Genomic DNA, 14,396 nt, shown 5'->3' on the forward strand with positions numbered 1-14,396 from the left:
CTCCGGGCTTCGAACCGTGAACTACTACATGTTGTAGAGTTCCGCCGCTCCCCCTCATGTGCGGAGGAAAGCCCATGCCCCACCCCGGACGTACCGCCCCCGGGCCCGCGCTCGCGGGCGCCACCCCGCGCCCCCGAGCGGCGACGGAGCCCTCGGGGCGGGTCGCGATCGTCTCCGCGAGCGTCGGAGCCGGTCACGACGGTGCCGCCGCCGAACTCGCCCGCCGCCTCACGGCACACGGGCTCCTCGTCGACCGGTTCGACCTGCTGGACCTGCTGCCCGCCGGGCTCGGCCGCGCCGTGCAGGAGGGCTACCACCGGATGCTCGTCCGGGCTCCCTGGGCCTACCAGCGGATCTACTCCAGCACCGAGCGCGCCGGAGGCGGCGGCCCCGCGGCCCGGGCCCTGCTGCGTGCCGCTCAGGACCGGGTGCTGCAAGCCCTGCCCCCGGGCACCGGCGCGGTCGTCTCCACCTACCCGGGGGCCAGCCGGGTCCTGGGCGACCTCCGCCTCGACGGCCGGCTGGGCGTCCCGGTGCTGACGTATCTGACCGACTTCTCGGTGCATCCGTTGTGGGTGGCGGACGGCGTCGACGTCCACCTCGCCGCGCACGCCGTACCCGCCGCCCAGGCGCGCGCCGCCGGGGCCCGGGACGTCCGCGTGTGCGGACCGGTGGTCGACCCGCGGTTCCGCCCCTGCGGCACGGGGGAGCGGAGCCGGGCCCGGGCGCGCTTCCGGCTCCCGGAGCACGCCCCGCTGGCCCTGCTCGTCGCCGGGTCCTGGGGCGTCGGCCCGGTCCGTCAGGTGGCCCGGGAACTGCGCGACTGCGGCGCGGCCGTCCCGGTCGTGGTCTGCGGCCGCAACGAGGCCCTGGCCCGGCAGCTCCGTGCGGACGGCATCGAGCACGCCTACGGCTGGGTCGACGACATGCCCCGCCTGATGCACGCCACCGACGTCCTGGTGCAGAACGCCGGCGGTCTCACCTCGCTGGAGGCGTTCGCCGCGGGCCTGCCCGTCGCCAGCTACCGCTGCATACCGGGCCACGGGCCGGCCAACGCCGCCGCCCTGGACGAGGCCGGCGTCGCCGTCTGGATCCGCGACCCGGCCGACCTCAAGGCCGTGCTGTGCGACCTGATCGACGGCCCGCTGGGGCGTCGGCAGAGCGCGGCGGGCCTCGCCGTGTTCGCCACGGCCCTCGACGCAGGCCCCGCGGCCGAGATCGCACGCGTCCACCGCTTCGGAGTGCGGCACCGCACCCCGCGCGCCCTCACACCGCTCCCCGTCACCCCGCTCCCCGTCACCCGACGGCCGCGTCGGCTCGCCGCGACCGCCGCCGTGGCGTGTGCCGTGTGGGCCTGCGCCGTCGGGACCGGGATCGCGGCGACGTACGACGGCCCGGGGCTGATGCGCGCCATCGGTCACGGCCTGGACCTCGACGACCTCCCCCCGGGCCACGGCCCCCGACCGGAAGGCCACCACGCGTGACCCCCGCGCACCCGATCCGCACCGCGGCTCTGGCCGCCGTGCCCGCCCTCGCCGCCCTGCACGCCGCGCCCGTCGTCTCGACCTTCGGACCGCTGCGCAACCGCGTCATGCCCCGCCTGGCGGGCCGGGGCCGCCCCGACCACGTCGCCCTCACCTTCGACGACGGACCCGACCCCGCCTCCACCCCGCTCTTCCTGCGGCTGCTGGCCGACCGCGGGCTGCACGCCACCTTCTTCCTGCTCGGCGGCCAGGCGGAGCGCGCACCCGGCCTGGTCCGCGAGATCGCCGCGGCGGGCCACGAGATCGGCGTCCACGGCAGGCTGCACCGCCCGCTGCTGCTGCGTGGCCCACGCGCCACCCACGACGACCTCGCCCGCGCCCGCGACTTCGTCACGGACCTCACCGGACGCCGGCCCCGGCTCTTCCGGCCGCCGTACGGTGTCATGTCGACCGCCGCCCATCTGGCCGCCCGCCGCCTCGGCCTGACCCCGGTGCTGTGGACCTGCTGGGGCGAGGACTGGACCGCCCGCGCCACTCCCGAGTCCGTGTACGCGACGGTCACGGCCGACCTGGACGGCGGCGGTACGATCCTGCTCCACGACTCCGACTGCACCTCGGCGCCGGGAGCGTGGCGCTCGGCGCTCGGTGCCCTGCCCCGCATCCTCGACACCTGCGAGCAGCGGGGGCTCACCGTCGGCCCGCTCCGGGAGCACGGCCGGCTCGGCACGGGAAGTTACTTGAGTTAGGCAACGATAGGCTGGGTATGTCCCCTTCGCAGCCCCCCTCCCTCCCCGCCTCCCCGGAAGTGATCGACATCGAGCGCGCGCTCAACCGCATCACCTACCTGAGCACGCGCGCCCGGCAGCACGACCGTCCGATGGCCCTGGCCGGTGTGCCCCTCGACCGCGCCGCCGTCGCGCTGCTGCGGCAGATCGCCGACTCCGAGCCACTGCGCCCGGGGGAGCTGGCCAACCGGCTCGGAGTCGAGGCCTCCCATGTGACCCGGCAGGTGCAGCAGCTGGAGAAGACCGGCTACGTCAGGCGGGTGCCCGACCCCGACGACCGCCGCGCTCAGCGCATCGAGCTCACGCCCCAGGGCCAGGAGGCCATCGACCGTATCCGCGCCGTGGGCGTCCGCGGTATGCAGGCGGCCCTCGCCGCCTGGTCGCCCGACGACCTGAGGCAGTTGGCCACGCTGTTCCACCGCATGGTCGACGACTTCCTGGCCGCCGCCGTCGACGACGAGGCCTTTCAGGAGATCCTCGAGGCCGCGCGCCCCTCGTCCTCCTGACCCCGGCGGCGGGGGAGGAACCGGGGTGCGGCCGACTCGGCCGCGAGTGGCTCCGCCGCCAACCCCCCGGTCGATCCGACTTCCGCCGCGCGGAATACGTGCGGAAGACGTGCTCCCCGCGCAAGGATCATGTGTGTGGGCCGCAGTGGCCCGCACCGGGCGCGCACCACGCCCGCACCACCGACGGAAGGCAGCAGCACCATGGCGCAGGAAGTACGCGGCGTGATCGCCCCTGGCAAGGACGAGCCGGTGCGGGTCGAGACGATCGTCGTACCGGACCCGGGCCCGGGTGAGGCGGTGGTGAAAGTCCAGGCGTGCGGGGTGTGCCACACCGACCTGCACTACAAGCAGGGCGGCATCAGCGACGACTTCCCGTTCCTGCTCGGCCACGAGGCCGCCGGGATCGTCGAGTCGGTCGGCGACGGCGTCACCGAGGTCGCCCCCGGCGACTTCGTCGTCCTCAACTGGCGGGCGGTGTGCGGGAAGTGCCGCGCCTGTCTGCGCGGCCGCCCCTGGTACTGCTTCGACACCCACAACGCCGAGCAGAAGATGACCCTCGCCTCGACCGGGCAGGAACTCTCCCCGGCCCTCGGCATCGGCGCCTTCGCGGACAAGACGCTGGTCGCGGCCGGACAGTGCACCAAGGTCGACCCGTCCGTCTCCCCGGCCGTGGCGGGCCTCCTCGGCTGCGGGGTGATGGCCGGCATCGGCGCCGCCATCAACACCGGAGGCGTCGGCCGGGGAGACTCGGTCGCGGTCATCGGCTGCGGCGGTGTCGGTGACGCGGCGATCGCCGGATCGTACCTGGCGGGCGCCGCGAAGATCATCGCCGTGGACATCGACGACCGTAAGCTCAGCACCGCCAGGGAACTGGGCGCGACCCACACCGTCAACTCCAGGGAGACCGACCCCGTCGAGGCCATCCGCGAGCTGACCGGCGGGTTCGGCGCCGACGTCGTCATCGAGGCGGTCGGCCGTCCGGAGACGTACCGGCAGGCCTTCTACGCCCGCGACCTGGCCGGCACCGTCGTCCTCGTCGGCGTCCCCACCCCCGAGATGAAGCTCGAACTGCCGCTGCTCGACGTCTTCGGACGCGGCGGCGCCCTGAAGTCCTCCTGGTACGGCGACTGCCTGCCCACCCGGGACTTCCCGATGCTGATCGACCTGCACCTGCAGGGACGGCTGCCGCTGGAGAAGTTCGTGACCGAGACCATCGCCCTCGACGAGATCGAGAAGGCCTTCGAGCGGATGCACCACGGCGACGTGCTGCGCTCGGTGGTGATGCTGTGATGACCGCCCGCATCGACGGCCTCGTCACCTCGGGCACCTTCTCCCTGGACGGCGGCACCTGGGACGTCGACAACAACGTGTGGATCGTGGGTGACGACCACGAGGCGGTCGTCATCGACGCCGCCCACGACGCCGACGCGATCGCCGAGGCCGTCGGCGACCGGCGGCTGCGCGCCATCGTGTGCACCCACGCCCACAACGACCACATCGACGCCGCCCCCGCCCTGGCCGAACGGACCGGCGCGCAGATCTGGCTGCACCCCGACGACCTGCCGCTGTGGAAGCTGACCCACCCCCACCGCCTCCCCGACCACTGGCTGGCCGACGGCCAGGTCATCGAGACGGCCGGCATCGACCTGACCGTCCTGCACACCCCCGGCCACGCGCCCGGCGCGGTCTGCCTCTACGACGCGGGCCTCGGCACCGTCTTCACCGGCGACACCCTCTTCCAGGGCGGCCCCGGGGCGACCGGACGCTCCTACTCCCACTTCCCGACGATCATCGACTCGATCCGTGACCGGCTGCTGACCCTCCCGCCCGACACCGTGGTCCGCACGGGACACGGCGAGACGACGACCATCGGCGACGAGGCGCCCCACCTCCAGGAGTGGATCGCCCGCGGCCACTGAGCCGGCGACACCCGGCACCACCCGCACGAGAAAAGGCGACAGAAGATGTCCGGCTTCCGCGAGACCCTCCACAGGCAACGGTCCAACGAACGCGGAGGTCGGACATGCCGGGACCCCTTCAGGGCAAGGTCGCACTCGTCGCCGGGGCGACGCGGGGCGCGGGGCGGGGCATCGCCGTGGAACTCGGCGCGGCCGGGGCCACGGTGTACGCCACCGGGCGCAGCACCCGCCGGCGGCGCTCCGAGTACGACCGGCCCGAGACCATCGAGGACACCGCCGACCTGGTGACCGCGGTCGGTGGGCACGGCATCGCCGTACCCACCGACCACCTCGTCCCCGCCCAGGTGCGCGCCCTGGTGGAGCGCATCGAGCGCGAACAGGGGCGACTCGACGTCCTCGTGAACGACATCTGGGGCGCCGAGAAGCTGTTCGAGTGGGACACCCCCGTATGGGAGCACGACCTCGACAAGGGACTGCACCTGCTGCGGCTCGCCCTCGACACCCACGCCATCACCAGCCACCATGCGCTGCCCCTGCTGCTGCGCACCCCGGGCGGCCTGGTCGTGGAGATGACCGACGGAACCGCCGAGTACAACCGCGACACCTACCGGGTCTCCTTCTTCTACGACATCGCCAAGGCGGCCGTGCTGCGCATGGCGTTCGCCCTCGGCCACGAACTCGGGCCGCGCGGCGCCACCGCGGTCGCCCTGACCCCCGGCTGGCTGCGCTCGGAGCTCATGCTCGAGCTGTACGGGGTGACGGAGGACAACTGGCGCGACGCCCTCGCCCGCGAACCCCACTTCTGCATCTCCGAGAGCCCGTACTACGTCGGCCGCGCCGTCGCCGCTCTGGCCGCCGACCCGGACGTCTCCCGCTGGAACGGCGCGTCGCTCTCCAGCGGGCGGCTCGCCCGGGTCTACGGCTTCACCGACCGGGACGGCAGCCGCCCCGACGCCTGGCGCTACCTCGTCGAGGTGCAGGAGGCGGGCAGGCCGGCGGACGCGGCGGGGTACCGCTGACCCCGGCAGCCACCGTGCGGCGGGGCTGAACGGCGCCCAGGATGGGCAGGGAACACGTCGTCCTGGGCGACGGCGCCCCCCGGAGGCGACGACGGTCGGCTCCGATCGCTCCGCGGCGCCCGGCCCCGCCCCGCTCCGACGAAAGCAGGAGTCGCATGCAGTACGTGAAGCTCGGTTCGACGGGTCTCGAGTTGTCCCGGATCTGTCTGGGCTGTATGAGCTTCGGGCTGCCCGACCGCGGCACCCACACCTGGACCCTCGACGAGGAGGCCTCCCGGCCGTTGATCCGCCGGGCACTCGAGGCCGGCATCACCTTCTTCGACACCGCGAACGTCTACTCGGACGGCACCAGCGAGGAGATCGTCGGCCGGGCGCTCGCCGAGTACGCCCGGCGCGACGAGATCGTCCTGGCGACCAAGGTGCACGGCCGGATGCGGCCCGGACCCAACGGCGGCGGCCTGTCCCGCAAGGCGATCATGACGGAGATCGACCACAGCCTGCGCCGCCTCGGCACCGACTACGTCGACCTCTACCAGATCCACCGCTTCGACCCCACGACCCCCGTGGAGGAGACGATGGAGGCCCTGCACGACGTGGTCAAGGCGGGCAAGGCCCGCTACATCGGTGCCAGTTCGATGTACGCCTGGCAGTTCTCCAAGGCGCAGTACACGGCCCGGCTGAACGGCTGGACACGCTTCGTCTCCATGCAGAACCACTACAACCTCCTCTACCGAGAGGAGGAGCGCGAGATGCTGCCGCTGTGCGCGGACCAGGGCGTCGGCACCCTGCCCTGGAGCCCGCTGGCCCGCGGGCGCCTCGCCCGTGACTGGGACGAGACCAGCGAGCGCAGCCGCACCGACGAGTTCGGCAAGAAGCTCTACCAGGAGGGCGACCGGGAGATCGTCGAGGTGGTGGCCTCGGTCGCCTCCGAACGGGGCATCCCGCGCGCCCGGGTCGCCCTCGCCTGGCTGCTGCACCAGGACACCGTCGCCGCACCCATCGTCGGCGTCACCAAGCCCCAGCACATCGACGACGCCGTCGCGGCGGTCGACGTCGAGCTCACCGACAAGGAGATCCAGGCACTCCAGGAGCCGTACACGCCGCACGCGATCAGCGGCCACTGACATCCGGCCGGACGGAAGGGGCGGTACGCGGCGCGCGTGCCGCCCCTGTTCTCGGGCGGGCTCGGGCGGGCTCTACGCGGAGCCGGCCAGCCACGGCCTCACCTGTCGGCGCGCCTCGTGCAGACGGGACTTCAGCGTGCCCAGCGGGACACCGACGCGTTCGGCGACCTCCGCGTACTCCAGCTGGCAGATGTCCCGGTACACCAGCGGCGCCACCAGGTGCGGGTGTTCACGCTCCAGCCGCTCCAGGGCCTCCAGCAGGTCCACGCGGGACCCGGCGATCACGCTGGTGGTGCGCGGATCCACGTGCTGTGCCGCGTCGATGGTCGCCGGCTGCTCGGCGGCCCGCCGCTTCAGCTCCCGGTACTTCTGCCGGGCGCAGTTGGCGACCACCGTGTACAGCCAGGTGCTGAAGCGGCTGCGGCCCTGGAACGTGGTGATCCGCCGGGCAACCTGCAACAGCACGTCCTGCGCCGCCTCCTCGGCGTCCTCCCGGCACGGCAGGAACCGCCCGCAGCGCCGCACCACGTCCGGCTGGATCCGCTGGAGCAGCGCGTCCAGAGCCGCCCCGTCACCCGCGGCCGCACGCCGGGCGAGCTCCTCGGTGTCGGCGGCATCCCCCACAGGGAGCTCCCCTCGAAGTCGATCTGCGAACAGGCATGATAGTCGTATGCAGCCCCTGGAGCGGATCGACCGCTACCGCTTGGAACGCCGCCTGGGCGGCGGCGCCTTCGGCGTCGTCTGGCTCGCCCACGACGACGTTCTCGAAGCGCCCGTCGCGGTCAAAGTGCTCAGCGAGAACTGGGCCGACCGGCTGGACATCCGGGAGCGCTTCCTCTCCGAGGCCCGCCTGCTGCGCCGGGCCGGCTCCAGCCGGGTCGTCCAGGTCTACGACATCGGCGAACTACCCGACGGCAGGCCGTACTTCGTCATGGAGTACGCCGACTCGGGCACCCTCGCCGACCGGATCGCGACCGGTCCGCTCCCCGTCGCCGAGGCCCTGCGCCTGACCGCGCTCACCGCCCGCGCCGCGGCCGCCCTGCACGACGCCGGCATCGTGCACCGGGACATCAAACCGTCCAACGTGCTGCTGCGGACCGGGCCCGACGGCTCCACCCGGCTGCTGCTGGCGGACCTCGGCCTGGCCAAGAGCCTGGCACAGGCGTCCTGGCTCACCATGGCCGCGGGCTCCGCCGGATACGCCCCACCCGAACAGAGCGAACCCGGCTCCGGCATCGACGCACGCGCCGACGTCTACAGCCTCGGCGCCCTCGGCTATCACCTCCTCACCGGTACGGTCCCCGCCCCGCCCGGCAAGGTCCAGCGCCCCGACCGGCTCCGTCCCGACCTGCCGCCCGAGGTTCAGCGGGCGTTGATGCGGGCCATGGAGCCCGAGCGTGACCGGCGCTGGCCGACCGCGGAGGCCTTCGCCGACGAACTCGACCGGCTCGCCGGAGCGTCGTCCGCGCCGGCCCCACGGCGACCTCGCCGCCGTCGCGGCGGCGCGGTGCTCGCCCTGGCCGCGGTGGCCGTCGCGGGCGCCGCCGGAGCCGCCACCACCCTGCTGCTGCGGCACCCCGCCGCGCCGAACGTGACGGTGCAGGACTCCACCGGGCGCCTGCACGCCGCAGTGCCCGCGGCCTGGGGCCGCCAGCTGCGCGACGCCGGGTGGAACCCCGAGGAACTGGGCCTGCCGGCCGGGCAGGAGCCCGCCCTCGCCGTCGCCGACGACCTCTCACGCTGGCAGAACCTGAGCACCTCCGTGAACGGGGCGTTCATCGGGCTGAGCGAGCACGGGGACCTCTCCGCCAAGGTGCGCGCACTCGACCACACCGGCTGCCACTACCGGGGCAGCCGTGACTACCGCGGCACGCTCTGGCAGGGCCGGATACGCACCTGGGACGACTGCGACAGCGGCAAGGGCTCCGTGACGGAGGCCGCCCTCGCTCCGGCCGGGGGTGCCGACGGACCCCAGGTCTACGTCCAGCTGCGCCAGGACGGCGGCGGCGACCGGACCGACCGGATCCTCGACTCGGTGCGTGTCACGGGCTGACCAGCGAGGGGGTACGACTGCCGGCCACCCTGCGCAACGCCCGGCCCCGCCCATCGGGAAACGCGCCGTGCCGTACATCCCCCGAACGCATTGCCCCACAGCCGCACGCCGCGAACTTTTCCGCCCGAGCGGGCATCGGACAGAAGGACGGAGCATCCCGGCACTGTCGAGAACGCACGCGCCCGGCGCGGGCGGCCCGAGTTTCAAGGAGTAACGGACATGGCGACCTTCCGGCGCGGCACAGCGGGCCCGGACCTCGACGGCACGGCCCCCTTCCTGACGGCGCGACGTGTGGTGTCCGCGCTGGGCGCGGTCGCCGCCCTCACCCTGCTCACCGCTTGCGGAAGCGACCACGGCACCGCCGGTGCTCCGCAGAAGCTGCCCGGCACGGCCCGGCCCGCCTCCGGCGACCAGTCGGCCGGAGAGGGCACCGCGACCGGGACGGGCGGGCCCTCCGCCGCGACCGCCACATCGGGCGGCGCCCACAGCGAGGCCTCCGAGGCGGCCACCGGGAGCGGCACCACGAGCGGCAGCCGGTGTCACACGTCCGAACTGCGCGCGTCCGTCGGGGCGAACAACCCGGGAGCCGGGCAGGAGAACTTCCCCGTGGTCCTGACCAACCGCTCCGGGCGCACCTGCACCATCGACGGCTACCCGGGCGCTGCCTTCGTGGACGCCTCCGGCAAGCAACTGGGCCCGGACCCCAAGCGCAGTTCGGGCAGCCCCACGAAGGTCACGCTGGCGCCGGGCAGGAGCGCCTGGGCCGGACTGACCTTCTCCAACCCGGAGGTCAGCGGCGCCCGCACGGCCACACCCGCGGCTCTCCTGATCACCCCGCCCGACGAGAAGGCTTCCCTGAAGGTGCCGTGGTCGGGCGGCGCGGTGCCCGTGTCGGGCACCTCTTCATCGGTCTTCCTGACGGTCTTCCAGCCCGGCACCGGCGCCTGACCCGCCCTGCCGCCCCCACCCCGCTGTCCGCTCCGAGGCAGCGGGGTTCGTCATGGAACCGCTGCCGTCGTCACAGGACGGCAACACCTCCCCTGCGCCCCGATCTTTTCCGCCGCCCCCGCCCATCGAACCCGTCGACCCACACGGCACGACGGCTCCGTCCGGAGCCGCACGACGAGGAGACGGGGACGAACATGAACGGCATCTCACGCAGGCGTCTGCTGACCGCGGGCGCGACGGCGGGCGCGCTGGGCGCACTGTCCGCCTGCTCGGCCGGCGGCTGGTCCGTGACCGGCGAGAGCCCCTCGGACGGCAAGGGCACCCCTGAAACCCGGCCGCTGAAGCTCATCGGCGACGGCTCCACCGCCGACACCGGCGCCCAGCCGAAACAGCCCAGCGCTCAGAGGCTGAAGCCCGGTCAGCGACCGCCGCAGTTCGTGGTCTTGTCCTGGGACGGCGCGGGCGAGCTGAGCAACAAGCTCTTCTCCCGCTTCCGCAAGGTCGCCGCCGACCACGGCGCGTCGATGACCTTCTTCCTCAGCGGCATCTACACGCTGCCGGAATCCAAGAAGCACCTCTACCGTCCACCGCAGCACCCTGCCGGCGCCTCCGCGATCGGCTACCTCGCCGACCGGCACATCCACGCCACGCTCCAGCAGGTGCGCGCCGCCTGGCTGGAGGGCCACGAGATCGGCACCCACTTCAACGGCCACTTCTGCGGCGCCGGCGGGGTGCGCGACTGGTCGCCGGCCGAGTGGCGGAGCGAGATCGACCAGGCCGTCCGCTTCGTCACCGAGTGGAAGACCAACACCGGCTTCACCGACCTGGACCCGCTGCCCTTCGACTACCGCAAGGAACTCATCGGCGGCCGCACGCCGTGCCTGGAAGGACAGGCACGCCTGCTGCCCACCGCGGCGGCGCTCGGCTGGAAGTACGACGCCAGCTCACCCGGGGGCCTGCAGATCTGGCCCGGGAAGGTGCAGGACGGCCGGATCTGGGACTTCCCCCTGCAGTCCATACCGTTCTCCGGCCACTCCTTCCAGGTCCTGTCGATGGACTACAACATGATGTACAACCAGTCCGGCGGAAACCCCCTGGGCGACCGCTCCCAGTACGGCGCCTGGCGCGCCCAGGCCCGGGACACCTACCTGGCCGGTTTCCGACGTGCCTACGACAGCAACCGGGCGCCCCTCTTCATCGGCAACCACTTCGAACGCTGGAACGGCGGCATCTACATGGACGCCGTCGAGGAGGCCATCGGACGGATGGCCCAGTACGACGACGTTCGGTTCGTGTCCTTCCGTCAGCTGGTGGCATGGCTGGAGGCCCAGGACCCGGCCGTTCTCAGGAAGCTGCGCACCCTCGCCCCCGGACAGTCGCCGCTCGGCGGCTGGGCGGAGTTCCTCGGCACGCCCGCATCAGCTACAGCGACCGCGAACTGACCGGTCCCTCATCGGCTTTGTCCGCACCGGTAGAGCCGGAGCTGGACGGAACCCGTGCCGCCGTACACCGACGGCGGCACCGCCGTGCAGTGCGAGGTGACCCAGCGCGTGATCGCGGTGGTGGTGGGCGATGCGGCGGTGCCGGTGTGCTGCGCGGTCCCGTCGTACCGGGCCTTCCCCTCCTGCTCACCGGCCTTCCGCTGCCGCCCTCCCGTATGCGTGCGCCGGAGGGCGACGTAGTGCAGTTCGCCGGAGTCGACCAGCCGGACGAGTCCGGCGGGGGAGGGGAAGGGGACCTGTCCGGTGAAGCCGCCCATAGGCAGCACGGACGCGTCGGCCGCGATGATGTACGGCGCGGCATCCGCCCAGTCCGGCATGGCCGCGAGGTACTTCGCCCCCTCCCGGTGTGCCGTCAGATAGGCCAGGAGCCGTGCGCGCTGCGGCGTGAGCCGGTTCGGCCCGCCGCTCCCCGGGCGGCTGGCGGGCCCGACCCTGCCCATGCCGCCGGGCTGGTTGTAGCGCGGGGACAGCGCCGAGGCCGACCACGCGGCCGGTATCAGCAGCACGGCGGCGAGACCGGCCGCCAGGCCGGCCACGGCTGTCCGCGACCGGCGGGCCGTCAGAGGGCGGCCTGCGCCCGTGAGCACCAGCGACAGGACGCACAGACCGACGGCGGCGGGAGCCAGCCACCCGAAGAAGTGGCGGTAGTACAGCGTCAGGGCCGCGGCCCACAGGACGTTCGCGGCGGTCACCGCCGGAAGGACCCAGGCCTGGCGGCCGCCGGCTCGGTACGCCCACCAGGCCCGCACCAGCCCGGCACCGCTCAGCGCCGCGAGGGCCACGGCGACCACGCCCATGTAGTACGTGTGGCCGGTGACGCTGCCGAAGCTGAACGCGGCGAAGAAGGTGGCCAGCCACACCCCCCACAGCAGATGTCCGACCAGCGCCGGATCCGTGCGGGGGGCACGGCGGCGCCGCGCGGCGGCGAGCCCCCACACAAGGCCGCACCCGGCCAGCGGGTACAGCCAGCCCGTCTGGGTGGCGAGACCCGGGCTGAACATCTTCAATACGCTGTTGCCCATGCCCGGACCCCTGCGGTGGGCTCGCCCTGCGGTGCGAACGGTGCCGCCGGCCTCCCTCGCTGCACCGCCCTCGCCCGAGCCGCCGTCGGTGGCCGCGTGGGTGGGGCCCGTCTCGCCGGTGACGACACTGCCGGTGTCCGCCGCGTCCACGCCCAGCGAGGTGAACCGGGTCAGGAAGTTGTAGCCCACGACCATGCCCACGGCCGAGTCGTTCGTGGTGCCGTCTATGTAGGGACGCGACTGAGCGGGGACGGCGGTCGCCACGGCCACCCAGGAGGCCGACACCGCCACGGCGACCGCGCCGGTCACCGCGACATGGCCGATCCTGCGCCGCAGGGTGGTGGGGGCGGCCACCAGGTAGGTGACGGCCAGGGCCGGGAGCACGGCCCAGGCCTCCAGCATCTTGCACTGGAACGCCACCCCGACCCAGACGCCGGCCGTCAGCAGGGTGCGCAGCCGGGCCCGCGCGACGGCCCGCCAGGTGGCCTCGGCCGCCAGGAGCAGCAGCAGGACGAACGGCGCGTCCTCCACGATCGACCGGCCCAGCCCCACGACCACCGGGGTGAGCGTCAGGAACGCCGCGGCCAGCAGCCCCGCCGGGACCCCGGCCCAGCGACGCACCAGCAGGTGCAGGAGGAGGACGCAGGCCACACCTTCGATCGCCTGCGGCAGCACCAGTGCCCAGGGGTGGAAGCCGAAGACCATGGCCGACAGCGCCTGCGGCCACAGGAAGCCGGGCTCCTTGTCGAGGGTGATGGAGTTGCCCGGGTCGAACGAACCGAAGAAGAACGCCACCGGGTTGTCGGTCATGCTGCGCACGGCGGCGGCGTAGAACGTGTGGTAGACGCTGTGGTCGATGCCCCACGTGCAGAGAACCGCCGCGAGCGCCGCTATGGCCCCCAGCATCGGGAGTTCGTAGCGCAGCCGTGGCGGCCGTGGGCTCCGGGGAGGCGGCCCTCCGCCCTGCGCGCCTGCCGTGGCGGTCGCGGGCGCCGTACACCTCGCCGGTGTCTCGTCGTGCGCTGCGGTCTGCTCCGAATGAGCGCTGAGCATAGGTGGCCTTCCCGGACTGCCGTTGTCTTCTCACCGTCGCGTCGGCCCATTGCGCGGCACGTGCGACCGGATGATCCGACTATGAAGAAGTAGGCATTCCGTGGCCGTGATGCATGAGGCGTACAGGACGTCGGTAAGAGCCCGTTCCTTTCGGACGGGCGCCCGGCGCGGAGATGGCGCGCCGGTGACCGGAGCATTGCGGAAGGGGTGACAGGCGTCCGGCCCGTCCGACGGCTGCGGACGGGCCGGACGCCGTGGGCCGAACGAGAGCCGGCGGAACGGGTCAGGACCCGGTGTGGTGAAGGGCGGCGAACACCCCGCGGTGCTCACCGCCGTCCGGCGAGCGCCAGCCCGCGGTGACGTGGCCCGTGGTCTCGGCCGATGCCGTCGCCCCGGGTTCCAGGACGCGCGTCACGCGCAGGTTCAGCGACGAGGGGGCCGCGGAGCCGGGCGCATGGACAGTGACCAGGGTGTCGTGGGATCCGTCGGTCACGGTCGTCGTGACGCCTCCGGCCGCCACCGGCGCATCCGCGAACCGGACGGTGACGGACGGGTCGGGGGTGTCGGACCGGTTCTGCGCCTGGGGTTCGGCGCGGCCCTGGAACAGCGCCAGCAACTGGGTGACGAGCACCGGGTCGTGCGTACCGTCGTAGATCCATCGCCGTCCCAGCACGCCGTGCTCGGAGGTGCCGACGAGCGCCTGTTCGGCTCCTTCGAGGGGCGCGCCCCGGTAACTCAGCGGTACGTGGTACGAGATCGGCGCCGGCCCCGACTCGTCGGTGGCCACCAGGAACTCGATCCCGACCTCGCCCTCCGGGTCGTCCAGCCGGAACCCGCCGGTCCTGGACAGCTCCGGCGCGCGGCCCGTGCCGACGTACCAGGGCCGGGTGGGGAGCCAGACGGTGAGGAGTTCCAGCTTGGTGGGGGTCATCGTGGTGTTGTGGATGATCGCCATGCCCGCGAACCTATCCGACCCCTCCC

The 14,396-nt window shown here is 73.2% G+C and carries 13 protein-coding genes; 10 read left to right on the forward strand and 3 right to left on the reverse strand.

Annotated features, from left to right (window positions below; all coding sequences use genetic code 11):
* Nucleotides 1–74: 74 nt before the first annotated feature.
* From SY2F82_RS15485 to SY2F82_RS15515, 7 genes are all read left to right on the forward strand, one after another.
* The gene (locus SY2F82_RS15485; RefSeq protein WP_200419654.1) at nucleotides 75–1,484 is read left to right on the forward strand and encodes a glycosyltransferase; all 1,410 of its coding nucleotides are present in this window, start codon (nucleotides 75–77) and stop codon (nucleotides 1,482–1,484) included.
* Entirely contained in the window at nucleotides 1,481–2,230 is a 750-nt protein-coding gene (locus SY2F82_RS15490) for a polysaccharide deacetylase family protein (protein ID WP_200419655.1), read from the forward strand. The genes SY2F82_RS15485 and SY2F82_RS15490 overlap by 4 nt, the downstream gene beginning before the upstream one ends.
* Before the next feature lie 17 nt (nucleotides 2,231–2,247).
* Complete coding sequence (locus tag SY2F82_RS15495; RefSeq protein ID WP_200419656.1) at nucleotides 2,248–2,775, forward strand: MarR family winged helix-turn-helix transcriptional regulator; 528 nt, start codon at nucleotides 2,248–2,250, stop codon at nucleotides 2,773–2,775.
* A 201-nt stretch (nucleotides 2,776–2,976) separates the two neighbouring features.
* The gene (locus SY2F82_RS15500; RefSeq protein WP_200420020.1) at nucleotides 2,977–4,065 is read left to right on the forward strand and encodes an S-(hydroxymethyl)mycothiol dehydrogenase; all 1,089 of its coding nucleotides are present in this window, start codon (nucleotides 2,977–2,979) and stop codon (nucleotides 4,063–4,065) included.
* Nucleotides 4,065–4,694 (forward strand): MBL fold metallo-hydrolase, encoded by a 630-nt coding sequence (locus SY2F82_RS15505; RefSeq protein ID WP_200419657.1) that lies wholly within the window; start codon nucleotides 4,065–4,067, stop codon nucleotides 4,692–4,694. Before SY2F82_RS15500 ends, SY2F82_RS15505 begins: the two co-directional genes overlap by 1 nt.
* Nucleotides 4,695–4,798: 104 nt before the next feature.
* Complete coding sequence (locus SY2F82_RS15510; protein WP_200419658.1) at nucleotides 4,799–5,713, forward strand: SDR family oxidoreductase; 915 nt, start codon at nucleotides 4,799–4,801, stop codon at nucleotides 5,711–5,713.
* Nucleotides 5,714–5,868: 155 nt separating this feature from the next.
* Nucleotides 5,869–6,837, forward strand: coding sequence for an aldo/keto reductase (locus SY2F82_RS15515; RefSeq protein WP_200419659.1), 969 nt, complete (start codon nucleotides 5,869–5,871; stop codon nucleotides 6,835–6,837).
* Nucleotides 6,838–6,909: 72 nt separating this feature from the next.
* Here the strand turns inward: SY2F82_RS15515 and SY2F82_RS15520 are convergent, their stop codons facing one another.
* Nucleotides 6,910–7,461 carry an RNA polymerase sigma factor gene (locus SY2F82_RS15520; RefSeq protein ID WP_200419660.1) on the reverse strand — a complete coding sequence of 184 codons (552 nt, stop codon included), beginning with the start codon at nucleotides 7,459–7,461 and terminating at the stop codon, nucleotides 6,910–6,912.
* A 46-nt stretch (nucleotides 7,462–7,507) separates the two neighbouring features.
* Here SY2F82_RS15520 and SY2F82_RS15525 point away from each other — a divergent pair, with 46 nt between their 5' ends.
* From SY2F82_RS15525 to SY2F82_RS15535, 3 genes are all read left to right on the forward strand, one after another.
* Nucleotides 7,508–8,890: a serine/threonine-protein kinase gene (locus SY2F82_RS15525; protein ID WP_200419661.1), complete on the forward strand. Its 1,383-nt coding sequence runs from the start codon at nucleotides 7,508–7,510 to the stop codon at nucleotides 8,888–8,890.
* A 219-nt stretch (nucleotides 8,891–9,109) separates the two neighbouring features.
* A complete protein-coding gene (locus SY2F82_RS15530) occupies nucleotides 9,110–9,838 on the forward strand; it encodes a DUF4232 domain-containing protein (RefSeq protein ID WP_200419662.1) in 729 nt (242 codons plus the stop codon).
* A gap of 194 nt (nucleotides 9,839–10,032) precedes the next feature.
* Entirely contained in the window at nucleotides 10,033–11,280 is a 1,248-nt protein-coding gene (locus tag SY2F82_RS15535) for a hypothetical protein (protein ID WP_200419663.1), read from the forward strand.
* A gap of 8 nt (nucleotides 11,281–11,288) precedes the next feature.
* Here the strand turns inward: SY2F82_RS15535 and SY2F82_RS15540 are convergent, their stop codons facing one another.
* Both SY2F82_RS15540 and SY2F82_RS15545 read right to left on the reverse strand, forming a co-directional pair.
* On the reverse strand, nucleotides 11,289–13,268 hold the full coding sequence (locus SY2F82_RS15540) for a glycosyltransferase family 39 protein (protein ID WP_200419664.1): 1,980 nt from the start codon (nucleotides 13,266–13,268) through the stop codon (nucleotides 11,289–11,291).
* Nucleotides 13,269–13,698: 430 nt separating this feature from the next.
* Nucleotides 13,699–14,370 carry a 1,4-alpha-glucan branching protein gene (locus tag SY2F82_RS15545; protein WP_200419665.1) on the reverse strand — a complete coding sequence of 224 codons (672 nt, stop codon included), beginning with the start codon at nucleotides 14,368–14,370 and terminating at the stop codon, nucleotides 13,699–13,701.
* Between the last annotated feature and the right edge of the window lie 26 nt (nucleotides 14,371–14,396).

The sequence above is a fragment of the Streptomyces sp. Y2F8-2 genome (genome assembly GCF_014905555.1).
GTDB classification, from domain to species: domain Bacteria; phylum Actinomycetota; class Actinomycetes; order Streptomycetales; family Streptomycetaceae; genus Streptomyces; species Streptomyces cynarae.

Bases quoted from the DNA above. Each gene is read 5' to 3' on its own strand.
- SY2F82_RS15495 (WP_200419656.1), top strand. From the start codon at position 2,248: ATGTCCCCTTCGCAGCCCCCCTCCCTCCCCGCCTCCCCGGAAGTGATC.
- SY2F82_RS15485 (WP_200419654.1), top strand. From the start codon at position 75: ATGCCCCACCCCGGACGTACCGCCCCCGGGCCCGCGCTCGCGGGCGCC.
- SY2F82_RS15530 (WP_200419662.1), top strand. From the start codon at position 9,110: ATGGCGACCTTCCGGCGCGGCACAGCGGGCCCGGACCTCGACGGCACG.
- SY2F82_RS15525 (WP_200419661.1), top strand. From the start codon at position 7,508: ATGCAGCCCCTGGAGCGGATCGACCGCTACCGCTTGGAACGCCGCCTG.
- SY2F82_RS15505 (WP_200419657.1), top strand. From the start codon at position 4,065: ATGACCGCCCGCATCGACGGCCTCGTCACCTCGGGCACCTTCTCCCTG.
- SY2F82_RS15540 (WP_200419664.1), bottom strand. From the start codon at position 13,268: ATGCTGGGGGCCATAGCGGCGCTCGCGGCGGTTCTCTGCACGTGGGGC.
- SY2F82_RS15535 (WP_200419663.1), top strand. From the start codon at position 10,033: ATGAACGGCATCTCACGCAGGCGTCTGCTGACCGCGGGCGCGACGGCG.
- SY2F82_RS15500 (WP_200420020.1), top strand. From the start codon at position 2,977: ATGGCGCAGGAAGTACGCGGCGTGATCGCCCCTGGCAAGGACGAGCCG.
- SY2F82_RS15510 (WP_200419658.1), top strand. From the start codon at position 4,799: ATGCCGGGACCCCTTCAGGGCAAGGTCGCACTCGTCGCCGGGGCGACG.
- SY2F82_RS15545 (WP_200419665.1), bottom strand. From the start codon at position 14,370: ATGGCGATCATCCACAACACCACGATGACCCCCACCAAGCTGGAACTC.
- SY2F82_RS15515 (WP_200419659.1), top strand. From the start codon at position 5,869: ATGCAGTACGTGAAGCTCGGTTCGACGGGTCTCGAGTTGTCCCGGATC.